Origin of the sequence: Sciscionella marina DSM 45152, from assembly GCF_000379465.1 — a bacterium.
Taxonomy (GTDB): domain Bacteria; phylum Actinomycetota; class Actinomycetes; order Mycobacteriales; family Pseudonocardiaceae; genus Sciscionella; species Sciscionella marina.
The window spans coordinates 54856-78939 of sequence record NZ_KB905458.1; the positions used below are offsets into that span (position 1 = coordinate 54856).

Genomic DNA, 24084 nt, shown 5'->3' on the forward strand with positions numbered 1-24084 from the left:
GTTCGAGTGCGTACTGGAGTTCAGTCCTGTTTCCAGTTGATTTCCGTCTCGGGGTGCACGTACGGCAGATCGTCGACCGGGAACGTCACCTCACCGAACGGCGAAAGCGAACCCTGGCGGTCCGCGGCGAGCTCGGTCACCGGATGACCGTCGCCCTGCGGCCAGGCCGGGTCGACGTTCTTGCTGCGTTGCACTTCTTTCGCCATGGTTCCTCCTTGCGCGCGCGATACCGCAATTTTGCCGCATGCCGGATCACCCCTCCAGTTCGCCCGTCCCCTACCGTGGCGCAGCAGACACCGCGACCGCTCCTGCCCGAAGCCGACCGGCCCGCTACCGTGGCGTAGGTGACCGAGTCGGTGACCTTGCTCGCGTGGCTGCTCGAGCGACCCAGGCAGGCGATCGTCGCGTTGCTGCGCGATCGCCCGGATCTGGCGAGCCCCGTCCCGCAGAACACGCGCATCCTGGCGACCCGGGCGGGCAGCAGGACCTCGGTGGCCCGCGCCTGTGATCGGCTCAATGCGTTCGAGCTCGCCGTACTGGAGGCGGCGGTGCTCTGCGAGGCGGATACCCGGCCTGCGACACGCGCCGGGCTCGCCGCGTGGTTCGGCCCCGAAGTACGCGCCGAGGACCTGGACACCACCGTCGAACGGCTGCGCGAGCTGGCCCTGTTCTGGGGCGAGGATCCGTACCAGGTTCCCGGCGCGGTCCGCGAGGTGACCGGGGAGTTCCCCGCCGGTCTGGGACGCGCCGTGGACTCCTTCGCCGAGACGGATATCACCGCCGAGCTCGCCGCGCTGGACGAGAAGCAGCGCGGGCTCGTGGAGACCCTGGCCGCGGGCCCGCCGATCGGCCAGACGAGGGACGCGGCGAAGCTGGTGCCGATCGAGCAGGCGCGCACCCCCGTGCAGGCGCTGCTGGCGCGCGGAATGTTGCTGCGCCGCGATGAACAGACGGTCGAGCTGCCGAGGCAGGTCGCGCTCGCGGTGCGCGGGGAGTATCCGATCGGCCGGGTCAGCGCACGGGCCCCGGTCCCGGCGACCGTGCCGCGTTCGGCCGCGGAGGTGGACAAGGCCGCGGCCGGGGAGGCGATGACGCTGCTCCGGCACGCCGAGGCCATCCTCACCACCTGGTCGCACACCCCCGCCGCACTGCTGCGTTCCGGCGGGGCGGCGGTTCGGGACCTGCGCAAACTGGTCAAGGAACTGGATGTGGACGAGCAGCGGGTGAGCCTGCTCGTCGAAGTGCTCACCGGGGCCGGGCTCGCCGCGACCGATCAGGACGCCGGGGTGTGGGTGCCCACGACCGCGGCGGATGGCTGGTTCGCCGCCGATCCGGCGACGCGCTGGGCGACCCTGGCCGGGGCGTGGCTCGAGTTACCGCGGCTGCCCTGGCTCGCCGGGCTCAAGGACGCCAAGGACCGCGCCATCGCCCCGCTCACCGAGGAGTTGCACCGCCCGCTCGCGCCCGAATCGCGGCGCATGGTGCTCGAGGCGATCGCCGAACTCGGCCCGGGTACCGCGCTCGACGGGCCGGACACGCTGATCGCCCTGCTCAACTGGCGCACCCCGAGGCAGTCGAGCAAGCTGCGGGACAAGGCGATCATCGAGACCATCCGCGAGGCCACTGCCCTGGGCGTTCTCGCCCTCGGCGCGTGCGGCACCCCCGGTCGCGCGCTGCTCACCGAACTCGATTCGGCGGCCGCGGCGATGGCCGGGGCACTGCCCGATCCGGTCGAGCACATCCTGGTGCAGGCCGATCTCACCGCGATCGCGCCCGGCCCCCTGGAACCCGAGCTCGCCGCCGCGATGAGCCTGGTCGGGGATGTGGAATCGGCGGGTGGGGCCACCGTGTACCGGATCGGCGAGTCCAGCGTCCGGCGCGCCCTCGATGCCGGGCGCAGCGCCGCTGAACTGCACGAACTGTTCCGGGTGCACTCCGCGACCCCGGTCCCGCAATCGCTTTCCTATCTCATCGACGATGTCGCGCGGAAACACGGTCAGCTGCGCGGCGGCATGGCCGGTTCCTTCCTGCGCAGCACCGATCCCGCGCTGCTCGCCGAGGTGCTGGCCGGTCCGGCGGCCGCGCGGCTGGAGCTGCGCAGGATCGCCGATGAGGTGGTGATCAGCCCCGCACCATTGGTCGACGTGCTGGATGTGCTGCGCGAACACGGCTACTCCCCGATCGCCGAGGGACCGGACGGGCAGCTGCTCGATCTGCGCCCACCCGGGCGCAGGGTGCCCGCCCGCTCGGCGAACCGGACGCACCGCAGCCAGCCCGAGCCGCCCGATCCGGACCGGCTCGCCGAGGCCGTGGACAGCATGCGCGCCGCGGACCGGGCCGCCGCGGCCAAGCGCGGGGCCGCCGTGGCCGCGCTGTCCGGGGCGGGCGCCTCGGACACCCTCAGTGCCACGCTGAGCGCGCTGCGCGATGCGGTGCGCGAACGGGAGACCGTCTGGGTCGGCCTCGTGGACACCCGCGGAACCGCGAGCCAGCACGTGCTCGTACCCACCAGGCTCGGCGGCGGAGTGCTCGAGGGTGAGGACCCGGACACCGGGGAAGCCACCCGGCTGCCGCTGCACCTGATCACCACGGTGGCCACCGTGACGGACTGACCAGCGAGACCACTCAGGCACACTGGTAGTCATGAGCAATGGGCCGTTGATCGTGCAGTCCGACAAGACCGTGCTGCTCGAGGTCGATCAGGACGGCGCGGAGCAGGCGCGCACCGCGATCGCGCCGTTCGCCGAACTCGAACGCGCACCCGAGCACGTACACACCTACCGGATCACCCCGCTGGCGCTATGGAACGCGCGCGCGGCAGGACACGACGCCGAGCAGGTGGTCGACGCGCTCGTCTCGAACTCGCGGTTCCCCGTTCCGCAGCCGCTGCTGGTGGACATCGTGGACACGATGGGCCGGTTCGGGCGGCTGTCCATCGCGAACCATCCCGCGCACGGACTCGTGCTCAGCACCACCGACCGGCCGGTGCTCGAGGAGATACTGCGGAACAAGAAGATCGTCCCGATGCTCGGCTCGCGCATCGATGAGGACACGGTCATCGTGCACCCCTCCGAGCGCGGCAGACTCAAACAGCAACTGCTCAAGGTCGGCTGGCCCGCCGAGGACCTGGCCGGCTACGTGGACGGCGAGGCGCACCCGATCAGCCTGCACGAGGAGGGCTGGGCGCTGCGTGATTACCAGCGGCAGGCGGCGAAGGCCTTCTGGGACGGCGGTTCCGGGGTGGTCGTGCTGCCCTGTGGCGCGGGCAAGACTCTGGTCGGCGCGGCCGCGATGGCCCAGGCGGAGGCCACCACACTGATCCTGGTCACCAACACCGTGGCCGGGCGGCAGTGGAAACGCGAGCTGGTGGCGCGCACCTCGCTGACCGAGGACGAGATCGGCGAATACTCCGGTGAACGCAAAGAGATCCGGCCGATCACCATCGCCACGTATCAGGTGATCACCAGGCGCACCAAGGGCGAGTACCGCCACCTGGAACTGTTCGACTCACGGGACTGGGGCCTCGTCGTCTACGACGAGGTGCACCTGTTGCCCGCTCCGGTGTTCCGGATGACCGCGGACCTGCAGTCGCGGCGCCGCCTCGGACTCACCGCGACCCTGGTGCGCGAGGACGGCAGGGAAGGCGATGTGTTCTCGCTGATCGGGCCGAAGCGATTCGACGTGCCCTGGCGGGACATCGAGGCGCAGGGCTGGATCGCGCCCGCCGAATGCATCGAGGTGCGGACCACCATGACCGAGGCCGAACGGCTGCGGTACGCCACGGCGGAATCCGATGAGCGCTACAGGATCTGTTCCACCGCGCGCACCAAGCTCCCCGTCGTGCGGTCCATTGTGGACAAACACGTCGGGGAACCGACCCTGGTCATCGGTGCCTATCTGGATCAGCTCGACGAACTGGGTGGCGAGCTGGACTGCCCGGTCATCCAGGGTTCCACCAAGAACTCCGAGCGGGAGAAGCTGTTCGACCAGTTCCGCAACGGTGAGCTGAGCACCCTCGTGGTGTCCAAGGTGGCCAACTTCTCCATCGACCTCCCCGAGGCCACCGTTGCGATCCAGGTTTCCGGAACCTTCGGCTCACGCCAGGAGGAGGCGCAGCGGCTCGGCAGGTTGTTGCGCCCCAAGGAAGACGGGCGCCAGGCGCACTTCTACTCGGTGGTCGCCAGGGACACCCTGGACACCGACTACGCCGCACACCGGCAGCGGTTCCTCGCCGAGCAGGGGTACGCCTACACCATCACCGACGCGGACGATCTGCGGACATAAGACCGTCCAGTACGGTATCGCGAAGACAGTACTGGACTGTATCGTCACATGGCCCCGTGCGGTATCGGTTCACCACTCGCGGCTCAGCGCGGCATGCGGCGCCAGATCGATTGCGGGACGAAGCGCAGCAGGCCGAAAACCAGGCGCAGCACCGGCGGCACCCACACGAGGCGTTTTCCCTTGCGCAGCGCGGTAACCGTAGCCGCGGCGACCTGATCGGGGGTACTGGAGAACGGGGCGGGATCGACCGCGGCGGCCATCCGCCCGTGCACGTATCCCGGGCGCACGAGCAGCAGCCGTGCCCCGCTGCCGTGCAGTGCGTCGGCGAGCCCGTTCGCGAATCCGTCCAGCCCGGCCTTGGCGGCGCCGTAGACGTAGTTCGCCCTGCGCACCCGGATCCCGGCGACCGAGGAGAACACCACCATGGTCCCGCTGCCCTGCTTTTCACTGCCCTGCTTTTCACTGCCCCGCGCGCGCAGCAGGTTCGCCAGATGGGTGAGCACGCTGATCTGCGCCACGTAGTCGGTGTGCGTGATCGCGAGCGCGTGCTCGGCCTCGCGTTCGGCCCGCTGCTGGTCGCCGAGAATGCCGAAGGCGAGCACCACCACGTCGAACGGGCCGTGCCGCTCGCTCAGTCCGGTGAGTAGTTCCTCGTGTTCGCCTACCGCGTCGGCATCGAACTCGGCCCTGGTCACGGTGCCCGCCCCGGCCGCGCGCAGTGCTTGTTCCTCGGCGTCGAGTTCGGTGCTGCGCCGCGCGGCGAGCACCACCTTCTCCGGGGCGAGCCGCTTGGCGATGGCGAGGCCGATCTCGCTGCGCCCGCCGAGTACGAGCAGGTTCACCGTTCCTCCAGTACCGCATCGGTGAAGGCGGGCCAGCATTCCTTGGCCCATTCCCCGAACGGGCGGTCGGTGAGCGCGACCGCGGCCAGCCGGGCATCCGGGTCCACCCAGAGGAAGGTGCCGGACTGCCCGAAGTGGCCGAAGGTGCGCGGGGACGAGCGGGTACCGGTCCAGTGCGGCTGTTTGTGCGCGCGCAGCTCGAGTCCGAGCCCCCAGTCGTTCGGGCGCTGAATACCGTAGCCGGGAAGTACCCCGTCGAGCCCGGGGAAGTGCACCGTGGTCGCGGATTCGTAGGTCTCCCGGGCGATCAGGCTCGGGTTCAGCAGCTCACCGGCGAACACGGCGAGCTCGGCGGCCGTGGACACCGCACCCGCGCCTGCCGAACCGCGCAGTTCGGTGGCCACCAGCCCGAGCGGCACGCACACCGCCTCGCGCAGGTACTCGGCGAACGGCATCTCACAGGCAGCCGCGATGGTCTCGGCGAGCACGGCGAACCCGGTGTTGGAGTAGATCCGCCTGGTCCCCGGTTCCGCCTGCACCCGTTCGGAGTCGAAGGCGAGCCCGCTGGTGTGCGCGAGCAGATGGTGCACCGTGGATCCGTCCGGACCGGCGGGCTGATCCAGCTCGATCGCGCCCTCCTCGAGCGCGATGAGGGCCGCGTACGCGCTGAGCAGCTTGGTCACCGAGGCGAGCTCGAACACCCGGTGCGGTTCACCGCCGGTGGCCGCCACGGTGCCGTCCCCGCGCACGACCGCGGCCGCGGCATGATCGACCGGCCAGCTCTGCACCAACTGCACGCTTCGCATACCGATCAACAGTACTTCTGCGATGATCACCCCGAGCCAAGGAGGTGCGCGGTGGCCGAAACCATCGGTGTGTACGCCATTCCGCTGCGGAACCGGTTCCGCGGCATCACCGTCCGCGAGGGAATGATCCTGCGCGGGCCCGCGGGCTACGGGGAATTCTGCCCGTTCGCGGACTACGATGCCGCCGAGTCCGCCCCGTGGCTGCGCTGCGCCCTGGAATCCGCGAACGAGGGCTGGCCGGAACCGGTGCGCGAGCGGATCCCGGTCAACTGCACGGTTCCCGTGGTCGCGCCGGAACTCGCCAAGCAGCTCGTGGCCGAATCCGGTTGCCGCACCGCGAAGGTGAAGGTGGCCGATCCGCGAAGCGAGCTCACCGAGGACATCGACCGGGTCGCCGCGGTGCGCGAGGCACTCGGCCCGGCGGGCGCGATCCGGGTGGACGCGAACTGCGCCTGGCCGGTGGACACCGCGGCGACCGCGATCGCCGCACTGGACAAGGCCGCGGGCGGGCTCGAATACGTGGAGCAGCCGTGCGCGAGCATCGAGGAACTGGCCGCGGTCCGGTCCAGGGTCGAGGTGCCGATCGCGGCGGACGAGTCGATCCGGCGGGCCGAGGATCCGCTGCGGGTGGCGGTCGCCGGGGCCGCCGATATCGCGGTGCTCAAGGTCGCCCCGCTCGGCGGGGTGCACCAGGCGCTGCGGGTCGCCGAGGCCTGCGGGCTGCCCTGCGTGGTCTCCTCCGCGGTGGAGACGAGTATCGGCCTGGCCGCGGGGCTCGCGCTTGCCGGTGCGCTCCCCGAGCTCGACTACGCCTGCGGGCTCGGCACCCTTTCCCTGCTGCGCGGGGATATCGTGCCCGAACCGCTGCACGTGGAACACGGCTACCTCCCGGTGCCCCGCGCCCCGCAGGCTCCCGAAGCACTGCACGAATTCACGGCCGATCACCCCAGTACCGAACGCTGGCTGCGCCGGCTCGGTGAAGTGGAAGGGAATCTCTGATGTTCAGCCATCCATTCCGGGTTCGCTACAGCGAATGCGATCAGCAGGGCGTGGTGTTCAACGGGCACTACCTGTTCTATTACGATCAGGCGCTGCTGGAGCTGTTCCGTTCCTTCGGCTACGCCTGGGACGAATTGCCCCACTGCGATATCGTCGTCGCGGAATCCACGCTGAAATACCGGGCGAGCACCACATTCGACGAACTGCTCGACGTGTGCATGCCGGTCTCCCATGTCGGTAACACCAGCCTGATCATCGAGCCGCGTTTCGAAGTGGACGGACAGCTGCGCGTCGAAGGCACCGTGCGGCACGTGTTCATCGATCCCGACACCTTCAAGCCGACCCCCATTCCCCCGGAGCTGCGAGACCCGCTCGAGGGTGCTTCCCAGGGTTGACGGCAGGGTTCTCCCCGATGTGCCGTCCCGCCGGGACCGCGATCGTCGGGACATGGCTCACGAAACCTGCCGCGCGGACCGCCTGCGGTTCGCCCGCCAGTTCCTGCGTACCCCGCTGATCACCGCCGCACCCGTGCCCAGTTCCGCCGCGCTCGCCGCGTGCATGGTCGCCCCGATCCCGCGCACCGGGGACCCGCTCGTCGTGGAACTCGGCGCCGGGACGGGCGCGTTCACCGTTGCCGCGCAAGAGGTTCTGCGTGGCCGCGGCCGGCACCTCGCCATCGAGTGCAATCCGGAATGGGCCACCCTGCTCGCCGAACGCCACCCGAGTGTCGAGGTGGTCAAGGCGCAGGCGCACGAACTGCCCGCGCTGCTCGACCGGCCCGCCGATGTCATCATCAGCGGCCTGCCCTGGTCCGCGTACTGGCCCGAGGGACAGCGCCCGCTGATCGAGCTGCTGGCCGGGGCGCTCGGACCGGAGGGCACCCTGACCCAGTTCTCCTACTCCTGGAGCCGGTGGGCCCCGCCCGCGCGCCGCCAGCACCGCGAATTCGACGCGGCCTTCGAGGAGATCGTGGTCTCCCGCACGGTGCTGCGGAATCTCCCGCCCGCCTATGTCTACTACGCGCGACGCCCCCGAGGCTGAGTTCCGGGTCCGTTCAGGGACCGACCCCGATGTATCCCGCCGGTTCTCCCGCGATCATCGAAGTATGAACACAGACCAGAACAGCACCGAAATCCGCAAGATCCGGCGCAGCAGGCAGGACCGGATGATCTCCGGTGTCTGCGGTGGTGCCGCCAAACACTTCGGCATCGACCCGGTCATCCTGCGGCTGATCTTCCTCGGCCTCGCCGTGTTCGGGATCGGCACCGGAATCCTGCTCTACCTGGCCGCCTGGATCGTGATCCCCGAGGAGTGAGGCTAGCTTCGGCCCGGGGCCTTCTCGATGAAGGTGTCCAGCACGGTGTCGGCGACCTTGACGGGTCCCTGTGGCCGTGTGGTTCCCGGAATCGTGGTGATGGCGGCCGCTTTCTCGGCGAGCGCGCCCGCCACGGAGAAGTGTCCCTTGGCCTGGTCGCCGTTGCCGTCGAGGTTGGCCTCGATACCGTCCAGGGAACGGCCGAATGCCTTGCCCCACAGGGCGAGTGCGTCGAGCCAGGGTTTGCTCTCCTCGAGGAATCCCTTTTCCGCGACGTGCGCGCGAATTCGTTCGCGGGCCCCGGCGAGCACCTTCTGGTACTCGCGCAGTTCGGCGACGGCCGCGTGCTTCTGCTCGGTCGTTCCGGTGAACGCCTTGTCGAACTTCGCGATCTTGCCGCGCAGTCCGGGCGACTGAGGTTGCCACGGGGTGTCGAAGCTGGTCGGCGCGAAGTGCTCGGTGTCGAAGAAGGCGAGCAGTGCCTCGGTGGTCGCGGGATCCCCGCCGGAGAAGTAGTCGGCCGCGGCGCGCCAGGTGCGCGCGGCGTCGTAGTCGCGGTCGTTCCAGGCGTACGCGGCGCCGCCGAAGAGGGCGACCTTGCTGGGATGCGACTGGTTCATGGGGTTGAGCACGAGCCCGGACATCTCGGCGCTCATCCCGCGCTCGCGTTTGTCGTAGGGGGCGAGCAGTAGCCGCCCCTTGGTCTTGTCGAAGTCGTTGACCGGATAGTTGTCCCAGATGAAGACCTTGCGGCCCCAGATCCTGTTCGCCTGCCTGGTCTGCTCGGTCGAGATACCGTCCGGGACCACGCCGTCTCCGGTCCACATGAGCAGGATCGCGGGATCGAGGTTTTCCCGGATGACCTTTTTGTAGTCGCTGTCCTTCAGGTCGGAGTATTCGGTCGGCACGGTCTGCAGCGGGCCGACACCGTCATGGGTGCGCACGAAATCGCGCTGGACGGCATTGAGCAGATCGACCTGGGCCCGGCCCGCGGCGCCCGGCGCGGACTTGCCGTATTTCTTCTCGTCACCGGCACAGTTCCACTTTCCGTATTCGATGTCGTCGAGCGGAACGGAGAATTCGCGCACCCCGATCCGGTAGACGGAATCGAGTTTGCGTTCCAGTGCCGTGACGTCGTCCGGATCGCTGAAGCAGATCGAGAGCCCCGGCGAGACGGCGTAGGTGAACCGCACATGGTCGGTCTTGGCCGCGTCCACGAGTTCCTTGATCTCACCGAGTTTGCCGGCCGGGTATTCCTCGCGCCAGCGATCGCGCAGGTACGGATCGTCCTTCGGGGTGTAGACGTAGCTGTTCATCTTGACCTGGCCGTAGAAGCGCAGCTGATCGAGCCGCGCCTCATGGGACCACGGCGCGCCGTAGAAGCCTTCGATGGAACCGCGGATCGGCAGCGCGGGTTCGTCCACGATGGACACCCTGGGCAGCGTGTGATGCGCGAGGAGCTGGCGCAGGGTCTGCGCGGCGTAGAAGCTGCCGTCCGAATCGGCCCCGGCGAGCAGCGCGGAGTTCTTCGTGATGACCAGCCCGTACCCCTGCGGCTTCGGGTTCCGCACCCGGGAACGGGCGGCAGCGCTCTGGATCCCGGCGTCCGCCAGCGAGCCGATGACGACGGTGAAGGTCCCGCTCTTCGCGCCGGCGGGCGCGGCACCGGTGACCACGTCGACCGCCCTGGTTCCCGCGTCACGCAGGCTCGTGCGGACGGTGTCGATCGTGGACCGGTCCGCCGAACGCCCGGCGAGCACCCGCACCCGGTCCGGGATCGGCACGTCGGAACCGAGGCGGGTCAGCTGCTGCGGCGCCGGGGTGACCGTGGGCAGCGGGTCCGGTTTCGCCGCCGCCTGCGGCACGGCAACCCCGGCCAGCATGAGCAATAGTGCAGTGATTCCTGCCATTTCACGCTTCATCGCGCACCTCCAGTGGTCAGATTTTTGACCGGGCGGCGCGCGGGCACAACCCGCCGAACGTGCGAAACGGCCCGGGAACCGAGGTTCCCGGGCCGTTGACCCTTGACAGGTTGGCGGACTCTTAGAAGTCCATGCCGCCCATGCCACCGGTGGGGTCGCCCGCCGGAGCGGCAGCGGCCTTCTCCGGCTTGTCGGCGACGACCGCCTCCGTGGTCAGGAACAGCGCCGCGATGGACGCCGCGTTCTGCAGCGCGGAGCGGGTCACCTTGGCCGGGTCGAGCACGCCGGCCTTGATGAGGTCCTCGTAGTCGCCGGTCGCGGCGTTGAGGCCCTCGTCGCCCTTGAGGTTGCGCACCTTCTCCACGACGACGCCACCCTCGAGACCGCTGTTCACCGCGATCTGCTTGAGCGGAGCCTCGACGGCGACCTTGACGATGTTCGCGCCGGTGGCCTCGTCACCCTCGAGCTTGAGGGAGGCGAAAGCCGCCTCGGCCGCGTGCAGCAGGGCGACGCCACCACCGGCGACGATGCCCTCCTCGACGGCGGCCTTCGCGTTGCGAACGGCGTCCTCGATACGGTGCTTGCGCTCCTTGAGCTCGACCTCGGTCGCGGCACCCGCCTTGATGACGGCCACGCCGCCGGCGAGCTTCGCGAGACGCTCCTGGAGCTTCTCCCGGTCGTAGTCGGAGTCCGAGTTCTCGATCTCCTTGCGGATCTGGTTGACCCGGCCCTGGATCTGCTCGGCGTCGCCGGAGCCCTCGACGATGGTGGTCTCGTCCTTGGTGACGTTGACCTTGCGGGCCTTACCGAGGAGGTTGATGTCGGCGTTCTCGAGCTTGAGGCCGACGTCCTCGGTGATGACCGTGCCACCGGTGAGGGTGGCCATGTCCTGCAGCATCGCCTTGCGGCGGTCACCGAAGCCGGGCGCCTTGACGGCGACGGACTTGAAGGTGCCACGCATCTTGTTGACCACGAGGGTGGCCAGCGCCTCTCCCTCGACGTCCTCGGCGATGATCAGCAGCGGCTTGGACTGCTGCATGACCTTCTCGAGCAGCGGCAGCAGGTCCTTGACGTTGGAGACCTTCGAGCCGAACAGCAGGATGTAGGGGTCCTCCAGGACCGCTTCCTGACGGTCGGCGTCGGTGACGAAGTAGCCGGAGAGGAAGCCCTTGTCGAACCGCATACCTTCGGTGAGCTCGAGCTCGAGACCGAGGGTCTGCGCCTCTTCGACGGTGATGACGCCTTCCTTGCCGACCTTGTCCATCGCTTCGGCGATCAGGTCACCGATGGTGGAGTCCCCGGCGGAGATCGACGCGGTCGCGGCGATCTGCTCCTTGGTGTCGACCTCCTTGGCCGCCTTGAGCAGCTGCTCGGCGACGGCTTCGGTGGCCTTCTCGATGCCGCGCTTGAGGCCGAGCGGGTTCGCACCCGCGGCCACGTTGCGCAGGCCTTCGCGCACCAGCGACTGCGCGAGGACGGTGGCCGTGGTGGTCCCGTCACCGGCGATGTCGTCGGTCTTCTTGGCAACTTCCTTGACGAGCTCGGCCCCGATCTTCTCCCACGGGTCCTCGAGCTCGATCTCCTTGGCGATCGACACACCATCGTTGGTGATGGTGGGCGCGCCCCACTTCTTTTCCAGTACGACGTTGCGACCCTTCGGGCCCAGCGTCACCTTGACGGCGTCGGCGAGCGAGTTCATGCCGCGCTCTAGACCGCGGCGGGCGTCCTCGTCGAACGCGATCATCTTGGCCATTGCGGTGTGGTCCTCCGAGATTGGGCACCGCCGACACGCTCTGTGCGACGGTAAGGACTCGATACGCGGCCAGGCTCGGTGCCCGCGACGGACGATCGACCATCGTAGGATGGGCGACCTCACCGTCCCGACCTTGCAAAGACGTGCCCGGTCCGCGGACACGCCCTGGCACTCCTCATGTGTGAGTGCCAGTCTCGGTTTTAGCACTCTCGGATGGTGAGTGCAAGAACCGCAGGTCAGCCCGGCTTGATGTGTGGAAGCTTGGTCGGCGGCGCCTGCTGGGTGTTGGTGGTCCCGCCGGTCGGAACGGTCACTCCGCCCGATCCGGAACCGCCCTGCCTGGTGAACACGATGATCAGCACTACGGCGATGATCACGACCACCGCGCCGACGATCACCGGCACCACCCAGCGGCGTTTCGCGGGCGGAGCCGGGTGCGCGCCCTCGCCTGGCCGGGCACCGAACGCGCCGGTGTTCACCGGCACCGGATCGCGCAGCCGGACCGGATCCTGCTGCGGGTGGAATCCCTGCTGCTGGCCACCGAACTGCTGGGGCGCCGGGTGCTGCTGCGGATACGGCGGCTGCTGGGCGACCGGCTGCATCGGCGGCGGGAACTGCTGCGGTGGCGGGTACTGCTGCGGTGGCGGAACCGGGGCCCGGCCCGGCGCGGTCGGCGATTCAGCGGACGGCTGAACCGGCTGAGGGGGCTGGGCCGGTTGCTGAACCGGTTGAGCTGGCTGAACAGGCTGTACCGGTTGGGTCGGCTGGGCCGAGTGCGGGTGCTCCGCAGTGGGCCCGGCAGCAGTGGGCCCGGCAGCAGTGGGCCCGGCAGCGGCGTCCCCCGGGAGCTCGGCCACCCGCGGAGCCGCCGCGGACCCGGTCCCCGCACGGCGCAGCTTCGGCGGCACGTTCCGGTTCGCTCCGGCCAGCGCCTGCCTCGCGGCCTCGACCAGCTCCTGACAGGTGCCGAACCGGTCGTCGGCGCGCTTGGCCATTCCCTTCGCGAGCACCCCGTCGATCTCGGCGGGCAGCTCGACAACGCTGGTCACCGTGGGGATGTTCGGGCCGAGGTGCCCGGAGATGACGTCCGGCACCTGACCGCGGAACGGTGCCCGCCCGGTGAGGCAGGCGTAGAGCACGCAGGCGAGCGCGTACAGATCGGTGCGCCCGTCGACCGGTTCTCCGCGCAGGTGCTCGGGCGCGGCGTACATCGGCGAACCCAGGAAGTCCCCGGTGCGCGTGCGGTGCCCGGTCGCCCCGCGGCGGGTGAGCCCGAAATCGGCGAGGTAGATGTGCTCGTTCGCCGATTCCTTCGCGGTGACCAGCACGTTCGCCGGTTTGATGTCCAGGTGCACCAGTCCGCGCTCGTGCAGCATGTCCAGCGCGGCCGCGGCCTGGCCGAGCAGGCCGATCGCGCGGTCCGGCGCGAGCGGGCCGTCCTTGATGAGCTTGGCCAGGTCGGCGCCGTCCACCATCCGCATGGCGATGTAGAGCAGCCCATCGGCCTCGCCGAAGTCGTACAGCGGCACCACATTGGAGTGATCGATCGCCGAGGTGTTCCGCGCCTCGTCGACGAACCGTTCGCGGAACTCGGCGTCGGCGGACAGATGACCGGCGATGACCTTGAGCGCCACCTTGCGCCCGAGACGCACATCGGTGGCGCGGTACATCACGCTCATCCCGCCCTTGCCGAGCACTCCGTCGATGCTGTAGTGGCCGAGGCGCTTTCCGGTCAGGTCTTCCGACACGTCGGGCAGCCTAACCGTTCGGTGCCGCACGCGGGGCGCGACACTGTGAGCATGATTCCGGTTCACCAGCACGAGCAGACCGTCGCCGCGCTACTCGGGCGTACCGAACGGGTGAAGCTGCCCATTGCCGAAACGCTTCAGATGGTGCTCGCCGAGGATGTGCGCGCCCCGATCGCCCTGCCCTCCTTCGACAACTCGGCGATGGATGGGTACGCGGTGCGCGCGGCGGACATCGCGGCCGCCCCGGTCGAACTGCCGGTCACCGAGGACATCCCGGCAGGGCGCACGGATGTGCCCGCGCTCGAACCGGGCACCGCGCACCGGATCATGACCGGTGCGCCCGTCCCGGAGGGCGCGGACACGATCGTGCAAGTGGAACGCACCGATGCGGGCACCGAGCGGGTGCTGGTCCACGAGGCGGTCCCGGTGGACACCCACATCCGGCGCGCGGGAGAGGACGTGACCACGGGAGCCGACGCCCTTGCCGCGGGCACCGAACTCACCCCTTCGGTGCTCGGGCTCGCCGGGGCGCTCGGGCTCGCCGAACTGAGCGTGTACCGCCGCCCGCGGGTGCTCGTGGTCTCGACCGGTTCCGAACTGGTACCCGCCGGTTCCCGGCTGCGCACCGGGCAGATCTACGACTCGAACGGGTTGATGCTGGCCAGCGCGGTGCGCGAGGCGGGAGCGGAAGCGCTCACCGTGCACGCGGTCGCCGATGAGGTGCCCGCTTTCCTGGCCGCCCTGCGTACGGATGTGGACCTGATCCTCACCTCCGGCGGGGTGAGCGCGGGCGCGTATGAGGTGGTCAAGGACGCGCTGACCGCGGAGGGGGTGACGTTCACGAAGGTGGCGATGCAGCCGGGCGGGCCGCAGGGGGCGGGCCGCTATCGGGGGGTTCCGGTCGTGACACTGCCCGGGAACCCGGTGAGCTCGCTGGTCTCCTTCGAGGTGTTCGTGCGCCCGGTACTGCGCGCCGCCGCCGGGCACGCGGTGACCACCCGGCCGCGGCTGACCGCGCGACTGGCCGAGGAGCTCGGCAGCCCCGCGGGCAAGCGCCAGTACCGCAGAGGGATCCACCGGGACGGCACGGTGCGCGTGGTCGGCGGCCCCGGATCGCACCTGCTCGGCGCGCTGGCCTCGGCGAACTGCCTGCTCGAGGTACCCGAGGAGGCCGAGCACCTGCCCGCGGGTACCGAGATCAGCTGCCTTGACTTGACCTGACCTGCACTGAGCTGGGCAAACATTCCCGTGAAAAAATCCGCAAAACCGCGTCACAATCGCGCCCCCGCCGTGTCTCACCAGTGGGACAGCCGGTATGGGAGTGCGTAAGAGCCGTTCCACTGAAGACGCGGCCGGCCCGTGCACCGTCGGGGGGTGCACCGCCGGCCGCGTCGTGGGGGTCTGCGAGGGGTGCTGTCGAATCGAGGCACAACCCGCATGGCGTAGCGTGGCCGCTGCCCGTTTTCCATCGCCGGAGCACCGGCCAAGCATCGACGGACGACTATTGAGCGGCACGCCTGAACACGATGAACCTTTCGCGGCACACCTGACCCGCCTCGTGCGCGAGACGGTGCCCCCGATGCACCGGGCCGGACGGCCGTTCGTCCTCGGCGGCATCGTGGCGACCCTCGGACTGCGCCGCATCGCCCGCCCGCTCGGACTGCTCGGCGCGCTCGCGACCGGCTGGTGCGCGTGGTTCTTCCGGGAGCCGAAGCGGGTGCCGCCGCTGCGCGCGGACGTGGTGCTGGCCTCCGCGGACGGCACCGTGGCCAAGCTCGAGCACGCCGTCCCGCCGCCGGAGCTCGGCCTGCCGGACACCCCGCTGCCCCGGGTGAGCGTGTTCCTCTCGGTGTTCGACGTGCACGTGCAGCGGGCACCGGCCGATGGCGTGATCACCCGCGCCGCCTATCGCCCCGGCAAGTTCCTCTCCGCCGATCTGGACAAGGCCAGCGAGGACAACGAACGCAATTCGCTGCTGGTGCGCGGGGTGGACGGCACCGAGATCGTGGTCGTGCAGATCGCCGGGCTGGTGGCGCGGCGCATCGTGTGCGAGGTGGCAGAAGGCGATTCGGTGCTCGCCGGGCAGACCTACGGGTTGATCCGGTTCGGTTCCCGGGTGGACACCTATCTGCCGCATGGTTCCCGGATCCTGGTGCGCGAAGGGCAGCGCACGATCGGCGGGGAGACCGTGCTCGCCGAACTGGATACGGCGGGCTGAGCCATGGTCCGCGAATCAGTACGCCAGACGCCCGGAATCCGCCTGCTGCCGAACGCGGTCACCGTGCTCGCGGTGTGCTCGGGGCTGTCCGCGGTGATGTTCGCACTGCGCGCCGACTGGGCACTGGCCATCCTGTGCATCGCGGTCGCCGCGGTGCTCGATGGCCTGGACGGGCGGATCGCCCGGCTGCTCGACGCCACCTCGAAGATCGGTGAGCAGCTCGACTCGCTGTGCGACTCGATCTCCTTCGGGGTCGCCCCGGCGCTGATCGTGTTCATCTGGCGGTTCCAGGACTTCCGGCCGGGCTGGATCGTGTGCCTGCTGTTCGCGGTGTGCATGGTGCTGCGGCTGGCCCGGTTCAACACCCTGCTCGAGGACGAGGAGCAGCCGCCGTTCGCCAAGGAGTTCTTCGTCGGGGTCCCCGCACCGGCGGGCGGGCTGTTGTTGCTCGTCCCGCTGATGCTGCACGTGCAGTTCGGCCCCGGCTTCTGGGACTCGATCGTGGTCGCGCTGGTGTGGACGGTGTGCGTCTCGGCGCTGTCGATCTCCCGGATCCCCACGCTCTCGGTGAAATCGGTGCAGGTCTCGCCGAAACTGGTCGCCCCGCTGCTCGTCGGGGTCGGCCTGCTCGCCGCGCTGATCGTGGTGGTTCCGCTCGGCGCACTGGTCGCCGTGCTGCTGGTGTATCTGGCGCACGTGCCCTACGCGGTGCACCGCTACCGCTGGCTGACCAACCACCCCGAGGCCTGGGCCGTGCCCCCGCGGGACCGCAGGGCGATCCGCCGCCGTTCCCCGCGCAGGCTCGCCATCCGCAGGCCGCTGCGCCGCCAGGTCGCCGGGGCCGCGCGCCGCGCCGTCTACCGGCACGGCAGCACCGGAACACCCCCGGTGCGCGAGCCGGGCGAGCGGCGCCGCAGGGACTGGCGCCGGATCAGCCTCCGCCGCCGCTGAGGTAGGTACTGTTCGTGCTGTGCCCGCACCACAGATCAGCCTCACCGCCCGGCTGTCCGGCTCCGCCGTGGATACCCGCCGCGGTGTGGTCCGCATGCATCCCGAGGTGCTCGACGCGCTCGGCCTGCAGCCCTGGGATGCCGTCGCACTGACCGGGGCCCGCAAGACCGCCGCGGTCGCCGCACCGGCCAAAGACTCGGCCCCGCCCGGGGTGCTCGGGCTCGATGACGTGACTCTGTCCAATCTGGGGGTGCAGGAGAACACCGAGGTGGTGGTGGCCCCGGTCAGCGCACCGGCGGCGCGTTCGGTGACCGTCTCGGGTTCCCGGCTGGCCTCGAGCGGGGTGCGCGCCCACATCCTGCGGCTCGCGCTCATCGGGAAGGTGTTCACCACCGGGGACGCGGTTTCCCTTCTGCCCCAGGACATCGCGCCCGTCCCCGGTGCGGACGCCCAAGGGGTGCGCAGCAATCTCTCCGCGACGATCGGGGTCTCCTGGACCAGCGAACTGATCACGGTGACCGAGACCGAGCCGAAGGGACCGGTGACCGTGCTGCCCTCCACGGTCGTCGGCTGGCGAACCGATCCGTCCATGGAGGCCCCGAACGTGCGGACCGAACCGACTCCGGAGGTCACCGAGACGGCACCGGTGACCGGGCCCACGGAAGCGCCGATCCCGGTCAGCGAGCTGATCGGCGCCCAAACCTGCGCGCGCAGCCTCGGCGAGTGGCTGCGGCTGACCATCGCCGCACCGGCCCTGCTCGAGCAGCTCGGCGCGAAACCGCAGCTCGGCGTGCTGATCGCGGGCCCGGAAGGGGTGGGCAAGGCGACGCTGGCCCGCTCGGTCACCGCCGATGCCGGTGCCACGGTCGCCGAACTCGCGGCGCCCGCGCTCGCCGCACTGGAGCCGAACGCCGCGGCCGCCCGGCTGCGGGCCGCCGTCGAGTCCGCGCGCGCGAACACCCCGGCCGTGCTGCTGCTCACCGATGCGGACGCGCTGCTCCCGGCAAGCGATCCGCCCCCGGTCGCGACGGTGGTGCTGGACATCCTGCGCGCGGCGATCGGTTCCATCGTGCTCATCGTGACCTCGGCGAACGCGGGCGGGATCGATCAGCGGCTGCGCGATGCGGACCTCGTCGACCGGGAACTGACCATTCCGTCCCCGGACGCCCGGGTGCGCGCGGAACTGCTCCGGCTGCTGCTCAAAGAGGTTCCGCTGGATTCCGATGTGGACACCGGCGAGGTCGCCGACCGCACCCCCGGCTTCGTGGTCGCCGATCTGGCCGCGTTGTGCCGCGAGGCAGCCGTGCGCGCCGCGCTGCGACATCAAGAAAACCAGCGACACCAGAACGGCGGGGAAGGACAACCGCGGATCGGCCAGGCGGATCTGCTCGGCGCCACCGAGACCGTACGACCCGCCTCCATGTCCGCCTCGGACCTGCTCAGCACCGGCGGCCTCACCCTGGCCGATGTCGGGGACATGGCCGAGGTCAAGCAGGCGCTCACCGAGTCGGCGCTGTGGCCGCTGCAGTACCCGGACTCGTTCGCCCGGCTCGGCATCGCCGCCCCGCGCGGGCTGCTGCTCTACGGCCCGCCCGGCTGCGGGAAGACCTATCTGGTGCGTGCGCTCGCCGGGACCGGGAAGCTCAATGTGCTCACCGTCAAAGGCGCCGAGCTGATGGACAAATGGGTCGGCGAATCCGAGCGTGCGGTGCGCGAGCTGTTCACCAGGGCCCGGGATGCCGCGCCCGCGCTGGTGTTCCTCGACGAGATCGACGCGCTGGCCCCGCGCCGCGGACAGTCCAGCGATTCCGGGGTGGCCGACCGGGTGGTCGCCGCGCTGCTCACCGAGCTCGACGGGGTGGAACCGCTGCGCGATGTGGTCATCCTCGGCGCCACCAACCGGCCCGAACTCGTGGATCCCGCGCTGCTGCGGCCCGGACGGCTCGAACGGCTCGTCTACGTGCAGCCACCGGACGGCGAGGCACGCGCCGAGATCCTCGCCGCCGCCGCGCGCAACACCCCGCTCGCCGAGGAGGTCTCGCTGCCCGAGCTCGCCGAATCGCTCGAAGGGTACTCGGCGGCCGACTGCGCCGCGCTGGTGCGCGAGGCGGCGCTGACCGCGATGCGCGAGGACATCGAGGCCGCCTCGGTCGGGCAGGCGCATTTCGACCGGGCGAGGGAGACCGTGCGCCCCTCACTCGATCCACGCCAGCTCGCCGAACTGCGCGCCTTCGCCGACCAGGCACGCTGACCGGTTTCGGTCGGGGTGCGGACCGGTGGTGACGATGGTCCGGTGGTCGGACTCGGGGCCGTGGATCCACCCGATGCGCCACCTGCCAGGGGCTCGGTTTTCCACATAGGACTCCCAGAGCAGGGCGCGGCGGGACCGGGCGCAGCACCTTCTTGCACTTCACCGCGTACTGTTTCGTACTTCCCAGATCAGTGAGCCCGTTCCGTCTCCGGGGTGTGGACGAGCGTGGCGGAACAGCGAAGCGCGCGGCTCGGCATCCTCCCGGACCAGCGGTTCGCGAGCCGGGACGCTGGCCGGTGAGGTCAGCCGAATCGAACCGTCCGGAGCATTGGACACGGCGAACCGGTCGTGCTTGTGCGCGCCAGCCCCGCCGACCGCAACCCGGCCCGCTCATCGGCCAGCACCTCGGCGACCGGTTCGAAGGTCCTTCCACTCCGAGACTCCAGCACCGCGAAATGGGCGAGTGGGTGATGCCCACCCGGATCACCGGTGGGTTCCAGCAAAACGGGGCGCGAGGAGGTGTCCCCGCGCCCCGTTCGGCAGTTCCGCGTGTCAGTTCTGGTAGTCCTGGGTGACGATCACGACCACGCCCGGGCTGGCCTGCTGCAGCCCGGGGAACCGCGGCTCGGCCTTCGCGCCGATCTTCTTCGCGGCCGCCTCCGCGGTGCCCTGCTCATTGCTTCCCGGCCGGTAATAGACGGTCGTGGCCGGGATGACGCCGTTCGGATAGTTCCCGACCTGCACCACGTTGAAGCCGTCCCCGCGCAGCGCATTGGCCGCCTTGTCGGCGAGGTGCTTGATGGTGCTGTTGTTGTACACGCGCACCGGGGCCGACTTGTCCACCCCGGCCATCTGCACCTGGTTGCCGCCCTGTCCGGCCTGCTGTTCCTGCTGGACCTGCTCCGGGTTCGGCGGCTGGATGACCTTGGTGGTCTTCTCGCCCTGCTGCCCCTGGCCACCGGGCTGCCCCTGGCCACCGGCGCCCGGCTGCTGCTGCGGGGGCTGGTTCGCCGGCGGTGCGCCATTGCCCGGCTTCGGCTTGTCACCATTCGGTGCCTGGCCGGGTTTGCCGCCGTTCGGCGCCTGACCCTGGTGCTGCCGGGTCTGGCTCGCCTGGGCCGCGGTGGTGGTGTCCGATCCGCCGCCTGCCGCGCTGACCACGCCGAACACGAGCGCGACCGCGGCGACCCCGAGGAGCGCGATCCCCGCGATCTTTGCCTTCCCTGGTGACTGCATGGTCATGAGAGTTCGATCCCCAATCGGCTTGCCGCCCTCGCCCGTTGTCTACTCGAGCGGACCCTGCGCAGGCGCTTGACCAGCATCGGATCGGCCCGCATGGCTTCCTGCTTGTCCACGAGCGCGTTCAGCACCTGGTAGTACCGGGTGGACGGCATGTCGAACAGCTCACGGATCGCGCGTTCCTTGGCTCCCGCGTACTTCCACCACTGCCGTTCGAAGGCAAGAATCTCCTGCTCACGGCTGGTCAGCCCGCTGGCTTCCATGTCGAACTCCATCCATGCACCGCCGACGCCGTGCCGTCCACACACGGGCGCCATGCGCGCTCATTACAACATGAGTCACACGCGTAACACGTACACCGACGCTCGGCGCGTCCGCATTTTCCACCCCGTTAGGCTCCCCACCATGATTCACCCGATCCGTATCGCAGGCGACCCGGTGCTGCACACGGCCACCGAACCGGTCACCGAGTTCGACGAGGAGTTGCGCGAACTCATCGAGGATATGTACGAGACGAACACCGCGGCGAACGGTGTGGGGCTCGCGGCGAACCAGATCGGCATCGGCAAACGGCTGTTCATTTACGACTGCCCCGACGAGCAGATCAAGGCCCGGCGCACAGGGGTCGTGGTCAACCCGGCGCTGGAGACCTCGGAGATCCCGGAGGGTATGCCGGACGAGGACGAGGACATGGAGGGATGCCTCTCCGCCCCCGGCGAGGGATACCCGACCGGGCGCGCGCAGTGGGCCAAGGTCACCGGCTTCGACGGGCACGGCAAACCGATCGAGGTCGAGGGCACCGGTTACTTCGCCCGCTGCTTGCAGCACGAGACCGGGCACCTGGACGGCTTCCTCTACCTGGACTGCCTCATCGGCCGCTACAAGCGTGAGGCGAAGCGGATGATCAAGCGCAACGGCTGGGGGGTGCCCGGGCTTTCCTGGAACCCCGGCGAGGACCCGGATCCGTTCGGGCACTGAGGTTTCCGGTCGCCGAGGTTTTCCGGTCGCCGAGGTTTCCGGCTACCGAGCATCGACAAGCCCGGAGCGGGCGGCTATCGTCGAGAGCGCCAATTACATAACACGCGGGAGCTCATGGAAATGGGCTGAGAGGGCGGCTACACCGTCGCCGACCGCAGAACCTGTCCGGGTAATACCGGCGTAGGAAGGGGATGTTGATGAGCACGCTCGACGATCGTGTCCGCCCGGCTATCACGCTCGGCCCGATCACCGGATCACACAAGGTCTACCAGGATTCCGTTCCGTTCCGGCGGGTGGAACTGACCAACGGCGAGCATCTGGACCTCTACGACACCTCCGGCCCGTACACCGACGAGGACGCGGAAATCGACCCGCACCGCGGCCTGCCCAAGTTGCGCGAACCCTGGCATGACAAGGGCTCCGGCAATGGAAAGCGAGCCACCCAGCTCGGGAACGCGAAGGCCGGAGTCGTCACCGAGGAAATGCGGTTCATCGCGAAACGCGAGGCCCTCGATCCCGAATTCGTCCGGGCCGAGGTGGCCGCGGGCCGCGCGGTGATTCCCGCGAATCACCGCCATCCGGAATCCGAACCCATGATCATCGGCAAGAACTTCCTGGTGAAGATCAACGCCAACATGGGCAATTCCGCGGTGACCTCCTCGGTCGAGGAAGAGGTCGAGAAAATGGTGTGGGCGACCCGCTGGGGCGCGGACACCATCATGGACCTCTCCACCGGGAAACGAATCCACGAGACCCGGGAATGGCTGCTGCGCAATTCCCCGGTCCCGGTCGGCACCGTGCCCATGTACCAGGCGCTGGAAAAGGTGAACGGCGACCCGGCGGAACTTTCCTGGGACATCTACCGGGAAACCATCATCGAGCAGTGCGAGCAGGGCGTGGACTACATGACCGTGCACGCGGGCGTGCTGCTGCGCTATGTGCCGCTCACCGCGAACCGGGTGACCGGGATCGTCTCGCGCGGTGGCTCGATCATGGCTGCCTGGTGCCTCGCGCACCACAAAGAATCCTTCCTGTACACGCATTTCCGTGAACTGTGCGAGATCCTGCGGGAATACGACGTGACCTTCTCGCTCGGCGACGGGTTGCGGCCCGGTTCCATCGCGGATGCCAATGACCGAGCGCAGTTCGCCGAACTGGAGACGCTCGGCGAACTCACCCACATCGCTCGCGAACACGATGTGCAGGTGATGATCGAGGGCCCCGGGCACGTGCCGATGCACAAGATCGCGGAAAACGTGCGCCGGGAAGAGGAACTGTGCGGGGAGGCGCCGTTCTACACGCTCGGGCCGCTCGCCACCGATATCGCGCCCGCCTACGACCACATCACCTCGGCGATCGGCGCGGCCCAGATCGGCTGGCTCGGCACCGCGATGCTCTGCTATGTCACCCCGAAGGAACACCTCGGCCTGCCCAACCGCGATGACGTGAAGACCGGGGTCATCACCTACAAGATCGCCGCGCATTCCGCGGATATCGCGAAAGGGCACCCGCGCGCGCAGGAATGGGACGACGCGCTGTCCACCGCCCGGTTCGAATTCCGGTGGACCGACCAGTTCAACCTCGCGCTCGATCCGGAAACGGCCCGCGCCTATCACGACGAGACACTGCCCGCCGAGCCCGCGAAGACCGCGCATTTCTGTTCCATGTGCGGACCGAAGTTCTGTTCCATGAAGATCACCCAGGACGTGCGGGAATACGCCAAGGCGAACAATCTGGAAACGGTCGAGGCGATCGAGGCCGGAATGCGGAAGAAATCCGAGGAGTTCGCCGAGCGCGGATCCGAGGTCTACCTTCCGGTCGTCTCGGCGGACTGAACGACTCACTCGAACGACGGCGGTAATCATGCGAACGACTACCCCACCGACTGCGCTCACAATCGCGGGAACCGATTCCGGCGGCGGCGCGGGAATAGCCGCGGATCTGCGCGCGTTCTTCGCCTCCGGGGTGCACGGAATGCTCGCGGTCGCCGCGGTCACTGTGCAGAACTCGGTGGGTGTCGAGGGGTTCACCGAGCTGCCGGTATCGGTGGTCAGCGGCCAGATCGAGGCCGTGGCCACCGATATCGGCGTCGGTGCGGCCAAGACCGGGATGCTGCCGACCGCGGCGATCATCGAGACCGTCGCACAGAGCGCCCGCACCGTCGGGATCGGCGGCGCGAAGGGTTCCCCGTTCGTCGTGGACCCGGTCGCCGCCTCCATGCACGGCGACCCGCTGCTGCGTGAGGATGCCCTGGAAGCCTTGCGGAGCAAGCTGTTCCCGCTCGCCACGCTGATCACCCCGAACCTGGACGAGGTGCGCCTGCTCACCGGGATCGAGGCGAACGACCGGGACGGTATGCGCGCGGCGGCCCGGGCACTGCACGGATTCGGTCCTCGGTGGGTGCTGGTGAAGGCCGGGCATCTGCACGACGAGGCGGACTGCGTGGATGTGCTCTACGACGGGGCGGAGTTCCACGAACTGCCCGCCGAGCGAATGGCCACCTCCAACACCCACGGCGGCGGGGACACCATGGCCTCGGCCATCACGGCGGCCCTCGCCAAGGGTAAGGATGTGCCGGGCGCGGTCGAGTACGGGAAATGGTTCGTCACCAATGCCGTGCGGGACGGCTATCCGCACGGGAAAGGCGTCGGCCCGGTCTCCGCGTTCTGGCGGCTCGCCCCGGACGCCCATCTCGACTGACCGCACACGCATAACCACGCATCGTGCCGCATAGCAGCATGGTCGTAGGATCGTCAACGGTTGTATTGTTGACAATCT

Annotated in this window: 21 protein-coding genes and 1 riboswitch; of the genes, 13 read left to right on the top strand and 8 right to left on the bottom strand. The window is 69.3% G+C overall.

The window, feature by feature from the left end; genetic code table 11:
- Window positions 1-20: 20 nt before the first annotated feature.
- Window positions 21-206 (bottom strand): hypothetical protein, encoded by a 186-nt coding sequence (locus tag A37U_RS0139395; RefSeq protein ID WP_020502154.1) that lies wholly within the window; start codon window positions 204-206, stop codon window positions 21-23.
- Window positions 207-344: 138 nt separating this feature from the next.
- On the opposite strand from A37U_RS0139395, the gene A37U_RS0139400 reads away from it, so the two are divergent.
- Window positions 345-2612: a helicase-associated domain-containing protein gene (locus tag A37U_RS0139400; RefSeq protein ID WP_020502155.1), complete on the top strand. Its 2268-nt coding sequence runs from the start codon at window positions 345-347 to the stop codon at window positions 2610-2612.
- Window positions 2613-2643: 31 nt separating this feature from the next.
- A complete protein-coding gene (locus A37U_RS0139405; RefSeq protein ID WP_020502156.1) occupies window positions 2644-4284 on the top strand; it encodes a DNA repair helicase XPB in 1641 nt (546 codons plus the stop codon).
- Between the two features lie 83 nt (window positions 4285-4367).
- On the opposite strand, the gene A37U_RS0139410 is transcribed toward A37U_RS0139405, so the two are convergent.
- Together A37U_RS0139410 and A37U_RS0139415 are read right to left on the bottom strand one after the other, a co-directional pair.
- Window positions 4368-5165 (bottom strand): decaprenylphospho-beta-D-erythro-pentofuranosid-2-ulose 2-reductase, encoded by a 798-nt coding sequence (locus A37U_RS0139410; protein ID WP_040590036.1) that lies wholly within the window; start codon window positions 5163-5165, stop codon window positions 4368-4370.
- A complete protein-coding gene (locus A37U_RS0139415) occupies window positions 5123-5932 on the bottom strand; it encodes a serine hydrolase domain-containing protein (protein ID WP_026198095.1) in 810 nt (269 codons plus the stop codon). The genes A37U_RS0139410 and A37U_RS0139415 overlap by 43 nt, the downstream gene beginning before the upstream one ends.
- A gap of 63 nt (window positions 5933-5995) precedes the next feature.
- Between A37U_RS0139415 and A37U_RS0139420 the strand changes: the two genes are divergently transcribed.
- From A37U_RS0139420 to A37U_RS0139435, 4 genes are all read left to right on the top strand, one after another.
- The gene (locus tag A37U_RS0139420; protein WP_026198096.1) at window positions 5996-6931 is read left to right on the top strand and encodes an o-succinylbenzoate synthase; all 936 of its coding nucleotides are present in this window, start codon (window positions 5996-5998) and stop codon (window positions 6929-6931) included.
- Window positions 6931-7326 (top strand): acyl-CoA thioesterase, encoded by a 396-nt coding sequence (locus A37U_RS0139425; RefSeq protein WP_020502160.1) that lies wholly within the window; start codon window positions 6931-6933, stop codon window positions 7324-7326. The genes A37U_RS0139420 and A37U_RS0139425 overlap by 1 nt, the downstream gene beginning before the upstream one ends.
- A gap of 52 nt (window positions 7327-7378) precedes the next feature.
- Entirely contained in the window at window positions 7379-7972 is a 594-nt protein-coding gene (locus A37U_RS0139430; RefSeq protein ID WP_020502161.1) for a class I SAM-dependent methyltransferase, read from the top strand.
- Between the two features lie 64 nt (window positions 7973-8036).
- Window positions 8037-8246 carry a PspC domain-containing protein gene (locus tag A37U_RS0139435; protein WP_020502162.1) on the top strand — a complete coding sequence of 70 codons (210 nt, stop codon included), beginning with the start codon at window positions 8037-8039 and terminating at the stop codon, window positions 8244-8246.
- 2 nt (window positions 8247-8248) lie between these two features.
- Here the strand turns inward: A37U_RS0139435 and A37U_RS0139440 are convergent, their stop codons facing one another.
- The 3 genes from A37U_RS0139440 to A37U_RS0139450 form a co-directional block, all read right to left on the bottom strand.
- Window positions 8249-10156, bottom strand: coding sequence for a glycoside hydrolase family 84 protein (locus tag A37U_RS0139440; protein ID WP_026198099.1), 1908 nt, complete (start codon window positions 10154-10156; stop codon window positions 8249-8251).
- A gap of 133 nt (window positions 10157-10289) precedes the next feature.
- Window positions 10290-11921 (bottom strand): chaperonin GroEL, encoded by a 1632-nt coding sequence (gene groL, locus A37U_RS0139445; RefSeq protein ID WP_020502164.1) that lies wholly within the window; start codon window positions 11919-11921, stop codon window positions 10290-10292.
- A 236-nt stretch (window positions 11922-12157) separates the two neighbouring features.
- The gene (locus A37U_RS0139450; protein WP_020502165.1) at window positions 12158-13669 is read right to left on the bottom strand and encodes a serine/threonine-protein kinase; all 1512 of its coding nucleotides are present in this window, start codon (window positions 13667-13669) and stop codon (window positions 12158-12160) included.
- A 51-nt stretch (window positions 13670-13720) separates the two neighbouring features.
- On the opposite strand from A37U_RS0139450, the gene moeA reads away from it, so the two are divergent.
- The 4 genes from moeA (at window position 13721) to A37U_RS0139470 (ending at window position 19089) form a co-directional block, all read left to right on the top strand.
- Window positions 13721-14890 carry a molybdopterin molybdotransferase MoeA gene (gene moeA, locus A37U_RS0139455; RefSeq protein ID WP_026198100.1) on the top strand — a complete coding sequence of 390 codons (1170 nt, stop codon included), beginning with the start codon at window positions 13721-13723 and terminating at the stop codon, window positions 14888-14890.
- Window positions 14891-15173: 283 nt separating this feature from the next.
- Window positions 15174-15887: a phosphatidylserine decarboxylase gene (locus A37U_RS0139460; RefSeq protein ID WP_020502167.1), complete on the top strand. Its 714-nt coding sequence runs from the start codon at window positions 15174-15176 to the stop codon at window positions 15885-15887.
- A 3-nt stretch (window positions 15888-15890) separates the two neighbouring features.
- On the top strand, window positions 15891-16838 hold the full coding sequence (gene pssA / locus A37U_RS0139465) for a CDP-diacylglycerol--serine O-phosphatidyltransferase (RefSeq protein WP_020502168.1): 948 nt from the start codon (window positions 15891-15893) through the stop codon (window positions 16836-16838).
- Window positions 16839-16857: 19 nt separating this feature from the next.
- Window positions 16858-19089 (top strand): AAA family ATPase, encoded by a 2232-nt coding sequence (locus A37U_RS0139470; RefSeq protein ID WP_020502169.1) that lies wholly within the window; start codon window positions 16858-16860, stop codon window positions 19087-19089.
- A 552-nt stretch (window positions 19090-19641) separates the two neighbouring features.
- Here the strand turns inward: A37U_RS0139470 and A37U_RS0139480 are convergent.
- Both A37U_RS0139480 and A37U_RS0139485 read right to left on the bottom strand, forming a co-directional pair.
- A complete protein-coding gene (locus A37U_RS0139480) occupies window positions 19642-20325 on the bottom strand; it encodes a LytR C-terminal domain-containing protein (RefSeq protein ID WP_157183324.1) in 684 nt (227 codons plus the stop codon).
- A 2-nt stretch (window positions 20326-20327) separates the two neighbouring features.
- Window positions 20328-20603 (bottom strand): DUF3263 domain-containing protein, encoded by a 276-nt coding sequence (locus tag A37U_RS0139485; protein ID WP_205623124.1) that lies wholly within the window; start codon window positions 20601-20603, stop codon window positions 20328-20330.
- Between the two features lie 130 nt (window positions 20604-20733).
- Here A37U_RS0139485 and A37U_RS0139490 point away from each other — a divergent pair, with 130 nt between their 5' ends.
- From A37U_RS0139490 to thiD, 3 genes are all read left to right on the top strand, one after another.
- Entirely contained in the window at window positions 20734-21306 is a 573-nt protein-coding gene (locus A37U_RS0139490) for a peptide deformylase (RefSeq protein WP_020502173.1), read from the top strand.
- A 94-nt stretch (window positions 21307-21400) separates the two neighbouring features.
- A riboswitch (TPP riboswitch) is annotated at window positions 21401-21510 on the top strand.
- Entirely contained in the window at window positions 21504-23141 is a 1638-nt protein-coding gene (gene thiC / locus A37U_RS0139495) for a phosphomethylpyrimidine synthase ThiC (RefSeq protein ID WP_026198102.1), read from the top strand. Its footprint overlaps the riboswitch before it by 7 nt.
- A 28-nt stretch (window positions 23142-23169) precedes the next feature.
- Window positions 23170-24006, top strand: a complete 837-nt coding sequence (thiD, locus tag A37U_RS0139500; protein ID WP_020502175.1) for a bifunctional hydroxymethylpyrimidine kinase/phosphomethylpyrimidine kinase — start codon at window positions 23170-23172, stop codon at window positions 24004-24006.
- Window positions 24007-24084 lie beyond the last annotated feature (78 nt).